Source organism: Spiroplasma endosymbiont of Nephrotoma flavescens (genome assembly GCF_964030835.1).
In the GTDB taxonomy this organism is placed as follows: Bacteria; Bacillota_I; Bacilli_A; order Mycoplasmatales; family Nriv7; genus Nriv7.
Map to the genome: position 1 here is coordinate 358,237 of NZ_OZ034982.1, position 17,766 is coordinate 376,002.

Genomic DNA, 17,766 nt, shown 5'->3' on the forward strand with positions numbered 1-17,766 from the left:
CATAACCAAAAGAAGTTTTACCAGTTAATAGATAACACCCCCTATTAGCTATAGCAATTTGTTTCATTTTGAATGCCAAATTGTAAAGTTAAGTGCAACTAAATTATTTTTCTAACCAAATATTCGATTGGCGAAAGATAATTTAGTATTTTTCTTGGTCTTTGGTTTAAAGACAATATAAATTTATGAACTGCATTTTTAGTAGTGTTTGAAAAATTAAATTTTTTAGGAAATTTTTCTCTAATTAAACCATTAGTATTTTCATTAGTACCTCTTTGTCAAGGTGAATATGCATCAGCAAAATAAATTTTCACATTTAAATTTTTTTCAAGTTGTTGTCAATTAGCAAATTCTTTACCCCTATCAAATGTTATAGTCTTAACAAGATTATTTGGAAGAATTGATAAATAATGACTAATATTTTTGTTAATAACTTTAGTAGTTCTATTTTCAACTAATATTGCTAAAGTAAATCTTGATGTTCTTTCAACTAAAGTTATTAAACATGATTTACTTTTACCTCGTGATGATACTACAGTATCACCTTCTCAATGGCCAAGAGTTATGCGATTATTAACATTTCGTTCTTTAATGGATTTACTATTAAATTTACCCCGATTTTCTTGAGATTTTCGTTTCTTACCTTTTCTTCTTAAATTTTTACTAGTAACCTTTTCAAGTAATCCAGAATAAATTCAATTGTAAATTGTTTTAAAACTAATAATTCATTCTTGATGAAAATTTTTAATTCTGCCATAAATTTGTTCAGGCGATCAACCTAATAATAATTTTTGTTGTACATATTTTACTAATTCTCTATTTTTAAATTTATGAAAATAAACATGTAATTGTTTTCTATTTTCTGCTTTATTTTGTGCAATTAATGAAAAATAATGATTATTATCTTTATTTCTATTAACTTCTCGATTAATAGTACTAATATTTCGATTAAGATTTTTAGCTATTTCACTAATTTTTACTTTAAATTTCAATTGATTCTCAATATAAATTCTTTCATCTATGCCAAGATGTTTGTATCCCATATAAAAACTCCTTAAATTTACTTTTTCTAAAATAAACTTAGCATCATGAAATTTTTATATGAAATCTTTTGCAATTTTATTTACTTGCACTTACAAGTATAATTCAGCGTTTTAAAACTAATAATTCATTCTTGATGAAAATTTTTAATTCTGCCATAAATTTGTTCAGGCGATCAACCTAATAATAATTTTTGTTGTACATATTTTACTAATTCTCTATTTTTAAATTTATGAAAATAAACATGTAATTGTTTTCTATTTTCTGCTTTATTTTGTGCAATTAATGAAAAATAATGATTATTATCTTTATTTCTATTAACTTCTCGATTAATAGTACTAATATTTCGATTAAGATTTTTAGCTATTTCACTAATTTTTACTTTAAATTTCAATTGATTCTCAATATAAATTCTTTCATCTATGCCAAGATGTTTGTATCCCATATAAAAACTCCTTAAATTTACTTTTTCTAAAATAAACTTAGCATCATGAAATTTTTATATGAAATCTTTTGCAATTTTATTTACTTGCACTTACAAGTATAATTCAGCTTGTTAATAACTTTAGTAGTTCTATTTTCAACTAATATTGCTAAAGTAAATCTTGATGTTCTTTCAACTAAAGTTATTAAACATGATTTACTTTTACCTCGTGATGATACTACAGTATCACCTTCTTAATGGCCAAGAGTTATGCGATTATTAACATTTCGTTCTTTAATGGATTTACCATTAAATTTACCCCGATTTTCTTGAGATTTTCGTTTCTTACCTTTTCTTCTTAAATTTTTACTAGTAACCTTTTCAAGTAATCCAGAATAAATTCAATTGTAAATTGTTTTAAAACTAATAATTCATTCTTGATGAAAATTTTTAATTCTGCCATAAATTTGTTCAGGCGATCAACCTAATAATAATTTTTGTTGTACATATTTTACTAATTCTCTATTTTTAAATTTATGAAAATAAACATGTAATTGTTTTCTATTTTCTGCTTTATTTTGTGCAATTAATGAAAAATAATGATTATTATCTTTATTTCTATTAACTTCTCGATTAATAGTACTAATACTTCGATTAAGATTTTTAGCTATTTCACTAATTTTTACTTTAAATTTCAATTGATTCTCAATATAAATTCTTTCATCTATGCCAAGATGTTTGTATCCCATATAAAAACTCCTTAAATTTACTTTTTCTAAAATAAACTTAGCATCATGAAATTTTTATATGAAATCTTTTGCAATTTTATTTACTTGCACTTACAAGTATAATTCAGCATTTGAATAAATAAATCTCAGAAAGTTTGTTTAATTTGTTCTCAATTAAATTCTTTTAAGTTTATTGTCATTTTCTATCTCCCAAAAATCATTTTTATTGGTAAATACATAATTGAAATTAATGCGAAAAGAAAAGTAATGATAATAATTAATCCGGCAATAAACGCAACTTGTGCAGGCATTTTTTCTATCGGAACAAACAGTTTTAAGAACTCCATAATAATTTCTCAAAACATTATTTTTTATCCTTGTTATTTTCTTTTGAATTAGGGGCTTTAACTCATTCTTCAAAGCGAGCAATAAATACTTTCTCGTCTTTTGTGAAATTACCAGTATTATTTTTAATGGCATTTTTATATTTAATTCTAATTTTTATTTTGGCATAAATTTTATAAGCAAAATATGCCATCAACATTATGCAAATGATAATAAATATTAGTCCAATTGCAATATTCATTTTTAAGCTCCTTTAAAATAGTTATAATTTATATCTTTTTTGTTATTTTCTTTTTCGGCAATGAAGAAGCCTAATAATTCTTGGCCTTTAATTAACTTCGTTTCTTGCTCTTGTTGATTAATTGAAATTACTTGATATTTACTATCTTTTATTATTCCAATGCAAATTGAATTTTCGTATTTTCCTTTATAAACAAATCGCTTTGGAAACCAAATGCCGATTTGTTTATTAAATCATGGAATTTTTGGCGCTTTAATAAATATTGCGTTTTGCGTTTCTTTTAAAAGATACTTCTTAGTATTTAAGAAAATGTTTTCAATGTTTTTCATAGTAAATTACCTTTCTTATGAATAAACTAAGTTGTATTAACTAAGTTGTTAGTTAACTTAGTTTTTTAAACACTTATATATCGCAGATTTAAGTGTTTAACAAGCTTTGTTATTAAATTTTGTTTTTTAATTAGATAAAGATTTTAATAATTTTAAACTTAGTATATCCCCTATATAGAAATTTTTACACTTTAACATCCGCATCCTACCCTTGGAACTAATTTAATAGCGTGTATATTTTTAGGAAATCCACCCATTCATTTTTTATTGCAAAACGAAACAAATTGCTATAGCTAATAGGGTGTTATCTATCAACTGGTAAACTTCTTTCGGTTATGGCGACCACCCACAATTTATCGTGCTTTAATACATACCAACATTATTAATTCACTTGTATTTAATTTTCAAAGAACAAATTTTTAACACCTTATAAAATAAAAAGACAATCATTGCTGACTGTCTTAATACTTATTCAAACCTTTTCCCACCTAAGAAAACTTTATGCGCCCATATTACTTATTAATGATAATTTGCGATTTGTTACAATTTTAAATGTTATTGGGTATCATTATAAATGATTAGCTAGTCGTTTTATATTAATTTTTATGCCAATTATGTTAATTACTTGAATAATATCCATTCCTTTAGCAAGACCAATTATTAAATTATTAACTGATATTATTTATAGTGAAACTAAAGTTTTATTTCCTGTATATATTGCAGATTGATACTATCCGTTGGTTTTATTAATATTAGTTATTTTGTTTACAGTATCTTTTAGTATTTGTTGACTATCATTAATATATCGTAATAAAATTAGAAGTATTACTAATACATAGTTAAAATATATTGTTATAATAAAATTTGTGAGGTAGATAAATATGGTGTTTTTAAAAAGATTAGAAGCGTATGGATTTAAATCATTTGCTAAGCCAACAAAAATAGTTTTTGAGCACGGTATTATTGGTGTTGTGGGACCTAATGGTTCTGGTAAGTCTAATATTAATGATGCTATTCGTTGAGTATTGGGCGAACAATCAATTAAATCATTACGGGGTGATAATATTCAAGATATTATTTTTCAGGGTAGTAGTGAATATCCACAGTTAAATATGGCGGAAGTTAAATTAATTTTTAATAATAAAAAACGCATTTTTCCTATTGACTTTGATGAAGTAGAAATAACTAGAAGAGTTTATCGTGATAATAATGAGAATGAATATTCAATTAATAAAAGTCGTAGCAGATTAAAGGATGTTCAAGAATTAGTATTAGGTACTGGTTTAAGTAAAGGTTCATTAGCTATTATTAATCAAGGTAATGTCGCTAATTTTTCACAAGTTAAACCAGAAGAAAGAAGATTATTGTTTGAAGAAGCAGCTAATGTATCTAAGTATAAAAAACGCAAATTAGAGTCAGTTCGGAAATTAGAAAAAACTGAAGAAAATTTAGTTCGCATTAATGACATCATTATTGAGATGGAAAGAAATATTAATTATTTGCGTCGTCAAGCTAAAAAAGCACAAGAATATGTTACTAAAAAAGAACAATTGACAACTATTGAAGTGGCTATTTTAGTAAAAGATATTACTAGTCAGTATGAAGGGCTTCGTGATTTACAATTAGAAATTAAAAGATATACTTCTCAAACTGAAGATTTAAGTGTTCAAATTACTAATTATGATAATAAAATTAATTTGTTGCAAGAAAATATTTTTACTATTGATAATAAAATGCAACAATTCGGACAACAATTAGATGAACATCTTAATCAATTAGAACTATTACAAAATGAAAAAATTTCACAACAAAATGAAAAGCAAGTTAATAGTAATAATCAAGTTCAAGATTTAGAACAAGATGCTAATAATATTAATCAAGAAATTTTACAACAAACTAAATTAATTACTGAACAGCAAAATATGATTGATGATTTTCAAAAACAAAGAATTTTATTAAATGAAGATTTAGAAGTTGCTGTTAAAAAGTATAATCTTTTAAATAAGGAAATTTATGAATTAAAAAGTAAACAAGATTATTTAGTTGATTTGCAAAGTAATAATACTTATTATTATCAGGGTGTTAAAACAATTTTAAATAATCGACTTCATTTAACAGGAATTATTGATACTATTGATCGATTAATTAATGTTCCTAGTATTTATCAATTAGCTATTCAAGAAGCCTTATCTAGCAGTATGCAACATATTGTTGTTGAAAAGGATAGTGATGCTATTCGTGCAATTCAATTTTTAAAAGCTAATGAAGGTGGAATTGCAACATTTTTACCTTTAAATAGTTTACGGATTCAAATGATTAATAATGAGGATTTATCATTATTAAAAACTCAAAAAGGTTTTATTGGCATTGCTTATGAATTATTAACTACTAATGTTAAGTTTGAACCAGTAATACGTTTTTTATTAGGAAGAATAATTATTGTTGAGAGTTTAGCACAAGCAAATGAAATTGCTCATTTGACTTATCGGAAGTATCATATTATTACTTTACAAGGTGATGTTATTCGCCCTGGGGGCAGTATTAGTGGTGGTCACAAAAGAGTTAAGCCATTTTTATTTAATAATGAAGAGCAAGTTAATAGTTTAAAAACTAAAATTAGTGAATTAGAACAATTAGTTCAAACTTATTATCAAAAATGGCAAAGTATTAAAGAGAAACTAATAACATTAAATAATGAATTAGAACAAAAACAATTGCATTTAGGTAAGTTTCAACAAAGTAAACAAAGTAATGAACAAAAACAAAGAATAATTGAACAAGAATATCAACATTTAACAAAGAAAAAAATGCGAGTTAGTGATGATTTTAATCAACAACTTGATGAGCGACTAATATTGGAAAATAAAATTAGTAATTTAAAGTTAGAAAAATTAAAAATTACTGAGCAACAACAAACACAAAGAACTTTGCGAGAAACTTATAGTAATCAATTATATTCATTAACTTTAGAAATAAAAAAAATGCGTACTGAATATAAAAATCAAGAGAAACTATTACAAGAATATAATTATCAAAAGTTAGCAATTGATAATTGTTTACAACAAAATTTAGAAAGATTAGCGCAAGAATATCGTTTAACTTATGAATATGGTTATGAAAAGTATGGTCAAGACCCGATTGGTGATATTAAAGAAGTTCGTGAACAAATTATTTTATTACGCCAAGAATTACAAGATTTAGGGCCAGTAAATATTGATGCTATTTCTGAATATGAAACAATTAATGAACGATATCAATTTTTAAAAGAACAAGAACAAGAATTAAATAATGGTAAAAAACAATTACTTAATGCTATTAAAGATATGGATGAAATTATGATAACTCGTTTTGATACGACCATTAAAGATATTAATAAGGTTTTGCCAGAAACTTTTAAAGTTCTTTTTGCTGGTGGCACTGCTAGTTTAGTATATACTGATCCTAATAATATTTTAGAAACCGGAATTGATATTTTAGTAAATTTACCAGGAAAAACTATTACTAACTTGAATTTATTATCAGGTGGTGAGAAATCACTAGTAGCTTTAGCAGTGCTTTTTGCAATTTTAAAGGCACGACCTTTACCAATTGTTATTCTTGATGAAGTGGAAGCGCCATTAGATGTTGCCAATGTTGAAAGATTTGCTAAGTATTTAAAGTCTTTTGCTACGGAAACACAATTTATTGTTATTACGCATCGCCCAGGAACAATGGAAAACTGTGATACATTGTATGGCACAACAATGCAAAGTAAAGGTGTTACTAAAATGGTTGCTATTAGATTAGAACAAGCAAAAAATTTAGTTACTTCTGCTAATTAATTTATCGTGTATTACTTAGTATGATAAGGGTAAAACATTAATGATTTAATCCAATGGAGGCTATTAAAATGTTAAGAACTAAATTTACTATTGAGATTGAACGCTTGAAAAATAATATTATTGAATTATTTAATTTAACAATGAAACAACATAAAGAAGTTATTAAAGCTTTAGAAGAAGAAAGTATTAGTAAATGTAAAATAATTGTTGCTAATGATAATAATATTAACAAATTTTATGCTGAAATTTTAGATAGTGCCATTTGAAGAATTGCTAAACAACAACCAGTTGCTAGCGATTTACGCCATATTATTGGTTATATGTCAATTGCCAAAGAATTAGAAAGAATTTCTGATTATGCTCGTAACATTGCTAATTTTTATTTAAAAGCTAAACCACCAGTTAAATATAGTAAATATATTGGTTAATTATCTAAAAAAGTTTTAAAAATTATGCAGTTTATTATTAAAGTTCTTGCTGATGAAACACAATGAGGTAAGAAAATTATTCAAACTATTGTTAGATTAGATGATATTGTTGATAGTGAATATAATGATATTAATACTTTGTTAATTGATTTAGTTTTAGATAATGTTATTGAAGATAAAATATGAATTTATACAGGAATTATGCAACAATTAAAATATTTAGAGCGAGCTGGTGATCATTTAGTTAATATTGCTGAAACCTTACTATTTATTTCTCAGGGAACTCATTATGAATCAGGAAGATAATATCAGGACAAGCTCTAGTAGTAAAACATTTAGAAAGCACTTATATTAAAATTTATGATAGTTAATGAATCAACAAAAGATTAATATTGTTATTTTTAAAATATCTAGTAGTATTTATTAATACTTACGATTGAAATGAAGTAGTTTGAAAATATTACTATTTAATTAATGTCTTTTTTATTTATAGAAGGAGACATTTTATTTTTTTGCTGAATTATACTTGTAAGTGCAAGTAAATAAAATTGCAAAAGATTTCATATAAAAATTTCATGATGCTAAGTTTATTTTAGAAAAAGTAAATTTAAGGAGTTTTTATATGGGATACAAACATCTTGGCATAGATGAAAGAATTTATATTGAGAATCAATTGAAATTTAAAGTAAAAATTAGTGAAATAGCTAAAAATCTTAATCGAAGTATTAGTACTATTAATCGAGAAGTTAATAGAAATAAAGATAATAATCATTATTTTTCATTAATTGCACAAAATAAAGCAGAAAATAGAAAACAATTACATGTTTATTTTCATAAATTTAAAAATAGAGAATTAGTAAAATATGTACAACAAAAATTATTATTAGGTTGATCGCCTGAACAAATTTATGGCAGAATTAAAAATTTTCATCAAGAATGAATTATTAGTTTTAAAACAATTTACAATTGAATTTATTCTGGATTACTTGAAAAGGTTACTAGTAAAAATTTAAGAAGAAAAGGTAAGAAACGAAAATCTCAAGAAAATCGGGGTAAATTTAATGGTAAATCCATTAAAGAACGAAATGTTAATAATCGTATAACTCTTGGCCATTGAGAAGGTGATACTGTAGTATCATCACGAGGTAAAAGTAAATTATGTTTAATAACTTTAGTTGAAAGAACATCAAGATTTACTTTAGCAATATTAGTTGAAAATAGAACTACTAAAGTTATTAACAAAAATATTAGTCATTATTTATCAATTCTTCCAAATAATCTTGTTAAGACTATAACATTTGATAGGGGTAAAGAATTTGCTAATTGACAACAACTTGAAAAAAATTTAAATGTGAAAATTTATTTTGCTGATGCATATTCACCTTGACAAAGAGGTACTAATGAAAATACTAATGGTTTAATTAGAGAAAAATTTCCTAAAAAATTTAATTTTTCAAACACTAATAAAAATGCAGTTCATAAATTTATATTGTCTTTAAACCAAAGACCAAGAAAAATACTAAATTATCTTTCGCCAATCGAATATTTGGTTAGAAAAATAATTTAGTTGCACTTAACTTTACAATTTGGCTTTAAATTAATATAAAATGTTTAGAAAATAATCTAGAATAGAAATTTATATCAGATTGTTAATGATAATATTAATTTATAAAATTAAAAAAAGAAAGGATTTAACTAATGTCATTTATAATTCAATGTCCACATTGTCATCAAGAAATTACCGAAAAGGATTTTGAAAAGAGTCATCAAGCAGTATCATATTTACAACAATTTTTTAATCGTAAGGAGCAAGAATATTGTGATAAGTTAAAAAATCAATTAGATGCTGATTTTCAAAAACAAAAAGCAATAGAAATTACTAGTGTAGTAAATGAAAAAGAAAATGAGTGAAATAAGCAACACGATAATGAATTGCATAAAATAAAAGAAGCCCATCAACAAATTTTAGATGGTTTAAACCAACAATTAAATGATGCTAAGAGCAATTTAAAAACCCAAGAAGAAACAAAAAAGGTTGATATTGAAGTTTCTATTTTGAAAGAAAAAAGCAATATTGAAAAACAAAAACAAAAAGAAATTGCTGATATTAAAGATAATTATCAAAAGATAATTGATGAGTTAAATTCTAAAATAAAAGATTTAGATATTAAAGAAAAAACTAATGCATCTCAACGAGAAAAATTGTTTACAGAAAAAGAACTTGAAATTACTAAAAATAAACAACAAGAAATTGATTTATTAAAGGATAAAATTAGTATTTTAGAAACCGAAAAGAAAACAAAGGAAGCAGATATTAAGGTTATTTTGGCTGAAAAAGAAAAAGAGTGAAGTAATTTACAACAAAATAAGTTGGATACTTTAAATAAAGACTATCAGAAAAATATTAATGATTTACAAGAGAAAAATCATCAATTAGATATGTTAGTTAAAACTAATGATGCTAAGGTCCAAGAATTAGTAGCAAAAAAAGAAACTGAAATTATTAATTCTAAACAAGAAGAAATTAATAAGTTAATTGATGAAACAACTGAATTAAAACTTAAATTAGAACAAGGACGAAATATTAGAACAGGAATTTTAGGAGCTAATTTAGAAAATGATTTTGCAGGTAAAATGCCATCGTTTTTTCCAAATGACCATTTTGAAAAAACAACTAAAACCATTAATGGTAAAAAACCTGATTTTAGGTTAGGAGTTTTGAATGATGAAGAGGATAATAAAGTAGTTGGTAATATCTTATTTGAGTTAAAAAATCAAGAAAAATTAGATAGTAAATGAGAGGAAAAATTAGCAATTGAATTAAAAGAATGAAATGCTAAGTTTGGCATTATTGTTTGAACTTATGCTAAAGCACCATTTAGTCGTTCTTCAAAATATCGTGATATTTTTATTATTAATACTGACCTTGAAGTTATTGCATTAATTGTTAATATTTTAAAAATTTTAATTAAAAAAGAATTTGCTTTATCATTACAATCTTCAACTAATAAAAATGATCAGGAATTTAAAGAACGCTTTAATAATTGATTACAAGATGAATTTAGTTCTTTAATTGGTAAAGCGATGCAAGAGTTTATTAAGTTTGAAAAGCATATTCAACAAATTCAAAACTCTAATGAGAAATTAAAAAGCGTTAAAGAGAATTTACAAGAAATATTAATTGCTAAAATTGAGGATTCTTTAAAAAAATTATTGTAATTTTAAAAGACTTCTTGTAGTTAAGACAACAACAAGAAGTTTTTATTGAAAAATTTTTAATTTTTGTAAATAACTAGTAAAATTAGTAGTGAAAGTAAGTCTAAGGAGAGAAATGTATGGAATATAAAGCCCCCAGAGGTACTAATGATATTTTACCAATCCAAAGTAAACAACGATATCAATTACAACAAATTTTACGAGATATTGTTAAAAAATATAATTATGAAGAAATTAGTACGCCGATATTTGAACAGTATGAATTATTTCAAAGAACTGTTGGTGTTAATAGCGATATTGTTAGTAAAGAAATGTTTAACTTTCAAGATAAAAAAGGTCGTGAATTAGCACTTCGTCCTGAAAATACAGCGCCAATTGTTAGAGCAGTAATTGAAAATAAATTAGTTGATGTTTTAGGATTACCTTTAAAATTATTTTACTATGGACATATGTTTCGCTATGAGCGACCACAACGAGGGCGTCAAAGACAATTTACGCAATTTGGTGTGGAAGTTTTTGGTAAAAAAACTATTTATTTAGATGCTGAAATTATTTGTTTAGCAATGGATATTGTTAAATCGTTAAAGATTAATAATATTTTTCTTAAAATAAATTTTTTAGGAGCAAAAGCAACCCAAAATAAATATCAACAAATTTTAAAAACATTTTTACAAGATATGAGCACAACATTATGTGAGGATTGTCAAAGAAGAATTACTAAAAATACCTTGCGAGTATTAGATTGTAAAATTGATCAAAATATTAAAAATTTACCAATAATTAGTGAAACTTATTCTGTTGAAGAAAAAGAATATTTTACAAGGTTAATAAAGTTATTGGATAATTTAAAAGTTAAATATGAGATTGATAGTAAATTAGTTCGCGGTTTAGACTATTATAATGATACTGTTTTTGAAATTATTAGTTTAGAGAAGGGTGTTGAAGGACAGAATACATTAATTGGTGGTGGTCGTTATGATAATTTAGTTGAGGAATTATCAAAAAATCAAAAATCAGTTCCAGCAATTGGTTTTGCAATCGGAATTGAAAGATTACTTAATGCTACTGAAAATCATTCAGACTTTATTAAAAAAATGCTTCCATTGGTTGATGTATACATTATTGCTTTAACCGCTACTGGTTATGAATTAGCAACTAATGTATTATTAACTTTAAGAAGTAATAATTTTATTAGTGATATGGATTATGAACAAAGGAATATTAAGGCTCAGTTTAATGTTGTTTCTAAATTAGATTGTCGTTTTGTTATTATTATTGGTGATAGCGAAGTTAAAGAGAGTAATTTAACTATTAAAAATCAGGAAACTAAGGTAGAAGAAAAGATTAGTATTAATGAATTAATTAATTATTTGAATGCAAATAAGGGAGATAAATAATGAGAAGTCATAATTGTGGTGAATTAAGAGAAGAAAATGTTAATTTAGAAGTTAACCTTTGTGGTTGAGTTCATACAATTCGTAAACTTAATAATTTAATATTTTTAGATTTACGCGATCGTTATGGAATGACGCAAATTATAATTAATAGTGAAAATCCTAACTATATTCTCGCTAAAAGTTTAAGCACTGATGATGTTATTAAAGTTGATGGTACGGTAGTGCTTCGTAAATCTAAAAATAATAATTTATCAACAGGAAATATTGAAATTATTTGTATTAATTTAGAGTTAATAAATAAATCACAAGTATCACCATTAGATAATGAAAGTTTAGAGGAAACGCGTTTAGAATATCGGTTTTTAGATTTACGAAGACAAGTAATGCAAGATAAAATAATTTTGCGTCATCAAGTTATGCAAATAATGCGTAATTTTTTAAATAATAATAATTTTTTAGAAATTGAAACGCCAATTTTAGCAAGTACAACTCCCGAAGGGGCAAGAGACTATTTAGTTCCGGCAAGAAATCAAAAAGGACATTTTTATGCGTTACCACAGTCACCGCAAATATTTAAGCAATTATTAATGGTTGGTGGTTATGATCGCTACTATCAAATTGCTCGTTGTTTTCGTGATGAAGATTTAAGAAGTGATCGCCAACCAGAATTTAGTCAATTAGATTTAGAAATGAGTTTTATTGAACAAAAGGATATTATTACTCTTTTAGAGCAAATGATGCAGGAAATAATGTTAAAAACTAAAAACATTAATCTAAAAATACCTTTTTTACAATTAGATTATGAAGTAGCAATTGATTTATATGGTAGTGATAAACCCGATTTACGATATGATTTAAAACTTATTGACCTTAGTTTAATGAATACTAGTAGTAAAAAGAAAACTACTAAAGCAATTGTTGTTTCTCAGTTATTAACTGATTTACAATTAGCAGACCTAAAAGTTATTGTTAGTCAATATCAGGCGGGACAGTTGGAATATATTACTTATGACAATAAAGTTATTGGGTCAGAGTTATTATCTAATAATGCTGAAGCTATCATTAATCATTTAGCAATTAGTAATCAAGCAACCGTTTTAATGATTACAAATGATTATGAATTGGCTTGCAATACAATGGGAGCCATAAGACAGGCTATTGCTAAACAATTAAATCTTTTTACTAATGAAGATTATCAATTTTTATGAGTTGTAAATTGACCATTATTTGCTTATGATAATGAAAGTAAAAAATTTGTTGCTGCCCATCATCCTTTTACGCGCCCTAATATTAAAGATGAAATTGATTTTACTAGTAATCCAATGTTAGTCAAATCTCAGGCTTATGATTTAGTATTGAATGGTTATGAAGTTGGTGGTGGTTCAATGCGAATTCATAGTCTTGAAATGCAACAAAAAATGTTAGAGTTTTTACAAGTTTCTGTTGAAGAACAAAAAGAAAAATTTGGTTTTCTTTTGAATGCTTTATCCTATGGAGCACCAATTCATGGTGGTATTGCTTTGGGATTAGATCGTTTAATAATGTTATTAAGTAATAGTTATAGTATTCGTGATGTGATTGCTTTTCCTAAAAATACTAAGGGTAGTGATATGTTAACGCATGCTCCTAGTGTTGTTAAACAAGAACAATTGGACATTTTAGGGTTAAATGTGGTAAATAGTTAGTAAAATATAGGTATTTTATGGAAAATATATTAAAATAAGTATGGTGAAAAGTAACAAGGAGGAATAATATGTCACAAAACCAATTTCAAAATGAAAACGATAATTATAATCGTGAGCAGTCAATTAATACTATTAAGATGTTAGGTGTTGAAGCTGTCAATCAAGCTAATTCAGGGCATCCGGGAATTGTTTTAGGAGCAGCACCAATGAGTTATGCACTATTTAGTGAACATTTATATTGTAATCCGCAAGATCCCCAATGAATTAATCGTGATCGTTTTATTTTATCAGCTGGACATGGCTCAGCATTATTGTATGCGTTATTACATTTAAGTGGTTATGATATTAGTATTGATGAAGTTAAAAATTTTCGGCAATTAGATTCAATTACTCCTGGACATCCAGAAAGAAATTTAACACCTGGTGTTGAAGCAACAACGGGACCATTAGGACAAGGATTAGCAATGGGTGTTGGTTGTGATTTAGTAAGAACTTTTCTGGCACATAAATATAATAAACCTGATTTTAATATTTTTGACTATCATACTTATATTATTTGTAGTGATGGTGATTTACAAGAAGGCATAAGTCAAGAAGCTATTAGTTTAGCAGGTCATTTAAAATTAAGTAATTTAATTGTTTTATATGACTCTAATGATATTCAATTAGATGGTCCAGTAAGTTTATCACAAAGTGAAAATACAAAACAGCGTTTTTTAAGTGCTAATTGAAATTATATTTTAGTTACTGCGGGTAGTGACTTTAAAGCAATTAGTCAAGCAATAAGACAAGCTAAAGCGGAAACTGAAAAGCCAACTTTAATTGAAATTAAAACTATTATTGGTGTTGGCGCTTCAAAAGCAGGAACTAGCAGTGTTCACGGTGCCCCTTTAGGTGATGATATTATTAAGCTAAAAGAAAATTTAAAGTGAGATTATGAACCATTTTTTGTTCCTGATGATGTGAAAAATGATTTTAAAGTTAGAGTTGCACAAAGAGGTCAACAACAACAACAAATTTGAAATCAAATGTGAACTGAATATGCTAATAAATATGTTACTGAATATAAGGAAATTAATGATACTTTATATCATAACTATAATTTTACTGCTAATGATTTTCAAGATATTTTAATTGAACAAGATATGGCAACAAGAGATTGTTCATCAATAGTATTAAAAACTATTAGTAAAAAATTGCCATTATTTATTGGTGGTAGTGCTGATTTATCATCATCAACAAAAGTTTTAGGAAGTGATGGATATTTTGCATCTAATAATTTACAAGGTCGTAATATTATGTTTGGCGTTCGTGAATTTGGAATGGGTGCTATTAGTAATGGGATGCTATTACAAAAAACTGTTCGCTCATTTGTTGCTACTTTTTTAATTTTTAGTGATTATATGAAACCTGCAATTCGTTTAGCTTCATTAATGGAAATTCCTAATATTTTTGTTTTTAGTCACGATTCAATTGCTGTTGGTGAAGATGGACCAACCCATCAACCGGTAGAACAAATTTCAATGTTAAGAGCATTACCTAACTTAAATGTTTTTCGTCCTTGTGATATGAAAGAAACGATTGCTAGTTATATTTGTGCATTGAATAGTAAAGATAAGCCAACAGCAATTTTAGTTTCGCGACAAAATTTACCGCAAATTATTTCTAGTGATGTTAATAAAGCATTAAAAGGCGGATATATTATTAGTCCTGAAAAATCACAATTAGAATTAATAATTATTGCTACTGGTAGTGAAGTGCAATTAGCATTAAAAGTTCAGCAACAATTACAAAAAGAAAATATTAATACTATTCGTGTTGTTTCTATGCCTTCAACAACTGTTTTTGATTGTCAAGATGTGACTTATAAGTTAGAAGTGCTTCCGCAGACTGTTAAAAAGATAAGTTTAGAAATGGCTTCAACTTGAGGATGACATAAATATGTTGATAATGGGATAACTTTTGGCATTGACAGATTTGGAATATCAGCACCAATGCAAGATATAATGAATGAATTAGGATTTACTGTTGATAATATTGTATTACAAGTTAAACAATTATTACAAAAAGATAATATAAAGGAGAAAAGATAAAATGCCTTGATGAGCAGGATTGTTAATTGGTCTTGTTGGCGGTTTAGTAATAGGAGGGTTATTAGCATTTTTAATATCTAAAAAGATGTTTGAAAAGCAATTAAGAGATAATCCACCAGTTAATGAAAAAATGATTCGAGCAATGTATATGCAAATGGGAAGAAAACCTTCCGAATCACAAATTAAAGCTGTGATGAATGCGATGCGTCGTAATCAAAAAAAACCTTAGAACTAATAAAATAATTTTTTAAACTGCCATATAATGGCAGTTTTTATATGGCAAATTTAGTTTGCAATAAAATACTATAAAAATTATTATTACTAATAATGATGTGATCAACAAATTCAATTTTTAAAACTTTAGCAATATAAATTAAAGAATTTGTGGTTTCTATATCATGTTTACTAGGCAAACTATCATTATTAGGGTGATTATGAGCACAAATAATTTTTTGGGCATGATTTTTTAAAACGAGGTAATATATATCTTTTGGATCAATCGAAATTTGATTAATTGTTCCTTGATACACAAGTTGTTTAAAAATAATCCGATTATTATTATTTAATAAAATTGCTGAATTATACTTGTAAGTGCAAGTAAATAAAATTGCAAAAGATTTCATATAAAAATTTCATGATGCTAAGTTTATTTTAGAAAAAGTAAATTTAAGGAGTTTTTATATGGGATACAAACATCTTGGCATAGATGAAAGAATTTATATTGAGAATCAATTGAAATTTAAAGTAAAAATTAGTGAAATAGCTAAAAATCTTAATCGAAGTATTAGTACTATTAATCGAGAAGTTAATAGAAATAAAGATAATAATCATTATTTTTCATTAATTGCACAAAATAAAGCAGAAAATAGAAAACAATTACATGTTTATTTTCATAAATTTAAAAATAGAGAATTAGTAAAATATGTACAACAAAAATTATTATTAGGTTGATCGCCTGAACAAATTTATGGCAGAATTAAAAATTTTCATCAAGAATGAATTATTAGTTTTAAAACAATTTACAATTGAATTTATTCTGGATTACTTGAAAAGGTTACTAGTAAAAATTTAAGAAGAAAAGGTAAGAAACGAAAATCTCAAGAAAATCGGGGTAAATTTAATGGTAAATCCATTAAAGAACGAAATGTTAATAATCGCATAACTCTTGGCCATTGAGAAGGTGATACTGTAGTATCATCACGAGGTAAAAGTAAATCATGTTTAATAACTTTAGTTGAAAGAACATCAAGATTTACTTTAGCAATATTAGTTGAAAATAGAACTACTAAAGTTATTAACAAAAATATTAGTCATTATTTATCAATTCTTCCAAATAATCTTGTTAAGACTATAACATTTGATAGGGGTAAAGAATTTGCTAATTGACAACAACTTGAAAAAAATTTAAATGTGAAAATTTATTTTGCTGATGCATATTCACCTTGACAAAGAGGTACTAATGAAAATACTAATGGTTTAATTAGAGAAAAATTGCCTAAAAAATTTAATTTTTCAAACACTACTAAAAATGCAGTTCATAAATTTATATTGTCTTTAAACCAAAGACCAAGAAAAATACTAAATTATCTTTCGCCAATCGAATATTTGGTTAGAAAAATAATTTAGTTGCACTTAACTTTACAATTTGGCAAAAAAGATAATTCAAAAGAAAAAATGCCGTTAAAATTAAGAATTAAAAATTCTTTTAAAAAGCAGTGGTTAAAAATAGTATTAAGTATCATTTTCATCTTTATAAGCTTATTAATTTGTGCATTAACAGTAATCGATACTAAATGAATAGCCGGAACAAGTAATGAATTTAATGATTTTATGAATAAACAGATGGTTGATTTCTTTGGCAAGTTCAATAGTGTTATTATGCTGGCAGGAATATTTGTTTTTTGATGAGGCGGAGCAATATATTTTGCAATTAAATTTGAAAAATTAATCCGCTTGATTATTCAAAAAATTAAAGCAAAAAGAGCCTTGAAAAATGAAATCAAACAAGTTAATTAATT

The 17,766-nt window shown here is 25.6% G+C and carries 20 protein-coding genes; 13 read left to right on the forward strand and 7 right to left on the reverse strand.

What is annotated here, in order from left to right:
• Window positions 1–98: 98 nt before the first annotated feature.
• Window positions 99–1,043 carry an IS30 family transposase gene (locus tag AAHN02_RS02155; protein ID WP_342278019.1) on the reverse strand — a complete coding sequence of 315 codons (945 nt, stop codon included), beginning with the start codon at window positions 1,041–1,043 and terminating at the stop codon, window positions 99–101.
• An 80-nt stretch (window positions 1,044–1,123) separates the two neighbouring features.
• Entirely contained in the window at window positions 1,124–1,486 is a 363-nt protein-coding gene (locus tag AAHN02_RS02160) for a helix-turn-helix domain-containing protein (protein WP_342278020.1), read from the reverse strand.
• Window positions 1,487–1,594: 108 nt separating this feature from the next.
• Here AAHN02_RS02160 and AAHN02_RS02165 point away from each other — a divergent pair, with 108 nt between their 5' ends.
• A complete protein-coding gene (locus tag AAHN02_RS02165; RefSeq protein WP_342278021.1) occupies window positions 1,595–1,723 on the forward strand; it encodes a hypothetical protein in 129 nt (42 codons plus the stop codon).
• Here AAHN02_RS02165 and AAHN02_RS02170 read toward each other — a convergent pair.
• From AAHN02_RS02170 to AAHN02_RS02185, 4 genes are all read right to left on the reverse strand, one after another.
• On the reverse strand, window positions 1,720–2,214 hold the full coding sequence (locus AAHN02_RS02170) for an IS30 family transposase (protein ID WP_342277351.1): 495 nt from the start codon (window positions 2,212–2,214) through the stop codon (window positions 1,720–1,722). The two genes, AAHN02_RS02165 and AAHN02_RS02170, sit on opposite strands and share 4 nt — an antisense overlap.
• Window positions 2,215–2,396: 182 nt before the next feature.
• Window positions 2,397–2,558: a hypothetical protein gene (locus AAHN02_RS02175; protein ID WP_338982040.1), complete on the reverse strand. Its 162-nt coding sequence runs from the start codon at window positions 2,556–2,558 to the stop codon at window positions 2,397–2,399.
• Window positions 2,558–2,779, reverse strand: coding sequence for a hypothetical protein (locus AAHN02_RS02180; RefSeq protein WP_342189656.1), 222 nt, complete (start codon window positions 2,777–2,779; stop codon window positions 2,558–2,560). Before AAHN02_RS02180 ends, AAHN02_RS02175 begins: the two co-directional genes overlap by 1 nt.
• 2 nt (window positions 2,780–2,781) lie before the next feature.
• Window positions 2,782–3,108 (reverse strand): hypothetical protein, encoded by a 327-nt coding sequence (locus tag AAHN02_RS02185; protein WP_342189655.1) that lies wholly within the window; start codon window positions 3,106–3,108, stop codon window positions 2,782–2,784.
• A gap of 530 nt (window positions 3,109–3,638) precedes the next feature.
• Here AAHN02_RS02185 and AAHN02_RS02190 point away from each other — a divergent pair.
• From AAHN02_RS02190 to AAHN02_RS02235, 10 genes are all read left to right on the forward strand, one after another.
• Window positions 3,639–3,947: a hypothetical protein gene (locus tag AAHN02_RS02190; RefSeq protein WP_342278022.1), complete on the forward strand. Its 309-nt coding sequence runs from the start codon at window positions 3,639–3,641 to the stop codon at window positions 3,945–3,947.
• A 42-nt stretch (window positions 3,948–3,989) separates the two neighbouring features.
• Window positions 3,990–6,929: an AAA family ATPase gene (locus AAHN02_RS02195; protein ID WP_342278023.1), complete on the forward strand. Its 2,940-nt coding sequence runs from the start codon at window positions 3,990–3,992 to the stop codon at window positions 6,927–6,929.
• Window positions 6,930–6,997: 68 nt separating this feature from the next.
• Window positions 6,998–7,357: a phosphate uptake regulator PhoU gene (locus tag AAHN02_RS02200; RefSeq protein WP_342278024.1), complete on the forward strand. Its 360-nt coding sequence runs from the start codon at window positions 6,998–7,000 to the stop codon at window positions 7,355–7,357.
• Window positions 7,358–7,381: 24 nt separating this feature from the next.
• Window positions 7,382–7,663 carry a PhoU domain-containing protein gene (locus AAHN02_RS02205; RefSeq protein WP_342278025.1) on the forward strand — a complete coding sequence of 94 codons (282 nt, stop codon included), beginning with the start codon at window positions 7,382–7,384 and terminating at the stop codon, window positions 7,661–7,663.
• A gap of 316 nt (window positions 7,664–7,979) precedes the next feature.
• On the forward strand, window positions 7,980–8,924 hold the full coding sequence (locus AAHN02_RS02210; RefSeq protein ID WP_342277507.1) for an IS30 family transposase: 945 nt from the start codon (window positions 7,980–7,982) through the stop codon (window positions 8,922–8,924).
• A 131-nt stretch (window positions 8,925–9,055) separates the two neighbouring features.
• The gene (locus AAHN02_RS02215; RefSeq protein ID WP_342278026.1) at window positions 9,056–10,576 is read left to right on the forward strand and encodes a DUF2130 domain-containing protein; all 1,521 of its coding nucleotides are present in this window, start codon (window positions 9,056–9,058) and stop codon (window positions 10,574–10,576) included.
• Between the two features lie 116 nt (window positions 10,577–10,692).
• Window positions 10,693–11,970, forward strand: coding sequence for a histidine--tRNA ligase (gene hisS, locus AAHN02_RS02220; protein ID WP_342278027.1), 1,278 nt, complete (start codon window positions 10,693–10,695; stop codon window positions 11,968–11,970).
• Entirely contained in the window at window positions 11,970–13,655 is a 1,686-nt protein-coding gene (aspS, locus tag AAHN02_RS02225) for an aspartate--tRNA ligase (RefSeq protein ID WP_342278028.1), read from the forward strand. The genes hisS and aspS overlap by 1 nt, the downstream gene beginning before the upstream one ends.
• A gap of 68 nt (window positions 13,656–13,723) precedes the next feature.
• Entirely contained in the window at window positions 13,724–15,748 is a 2,025-nt protein-coding gene (tkt, locus tag AAHN02_RS02230) for a transketolase (protein WP_342278029.1), read from the forward strand.
• Between the two features lies 1 nt (window position 15,749).
• The gene (locus AAHN02_RS02235; RefSeq protein ID WP_338967972.1) at window positions 15,750–15,977 is read left to right on the forward strand and encodes a YneF family protein; all 228 of its coding nucleotides are present in this window, start codon (window positions 15,750–15,752) and stop codon (window positions 15,975–15,977) included.
• A gap of 43 nt (window positions 15,978–16,020) precedes the next feature.
• Here AAHN02_RS02235 and AAHN02_RS02240 read toward each other — a convergent pair whose 3' ends face one another.
• Window positions 16,021–16,371, reverse strand: a complete 351-nt coding sequence (locus AAHN02_RS02240; protein ID WP_342278030.1) for a JAB domain-containing protein — start codon at window positions 16,369–16,371, stop codon at window positions 16,021–16,023.
• Window positions 16,372–16,429: 58 nt separating this feature from the next.
• Between AAHN02_RS02240 and AAHN02_RS02245 the strand changes: the two genes are divergently transcribed.
• Together AAHN02_RS02245 and AAHN02_RS02250 are read left to right on the forward strand one after the other, a co-directional pair.
• Window positions 16,430–17,374 carry an IS30 family transposase gene (locus tag AAHN02_RS02245; protein WP_342278031.1) on the forward strand — a complete coding sequence of 315 codons (945 nt, stop codon included), beginning with the start codon at window positions 16,430–16,432 and terminating at the stop codon, window positions 17,372–17,374.
• Window positions 17,375–17,764: a hypothetical protein gene (locus tag AAHN02_RS02250; RefSeq protein ID WP_342278032.1), complete on the forward strand. Its 390-nt coding sequence runs from the start codon at window positions 17,375–17,377 to the stop codon at window positions 17,762–17,764. It begins immediately after the preceding gene.
• Window positions 17,765–17,766 lie beyond the last annotated feature (2 nt).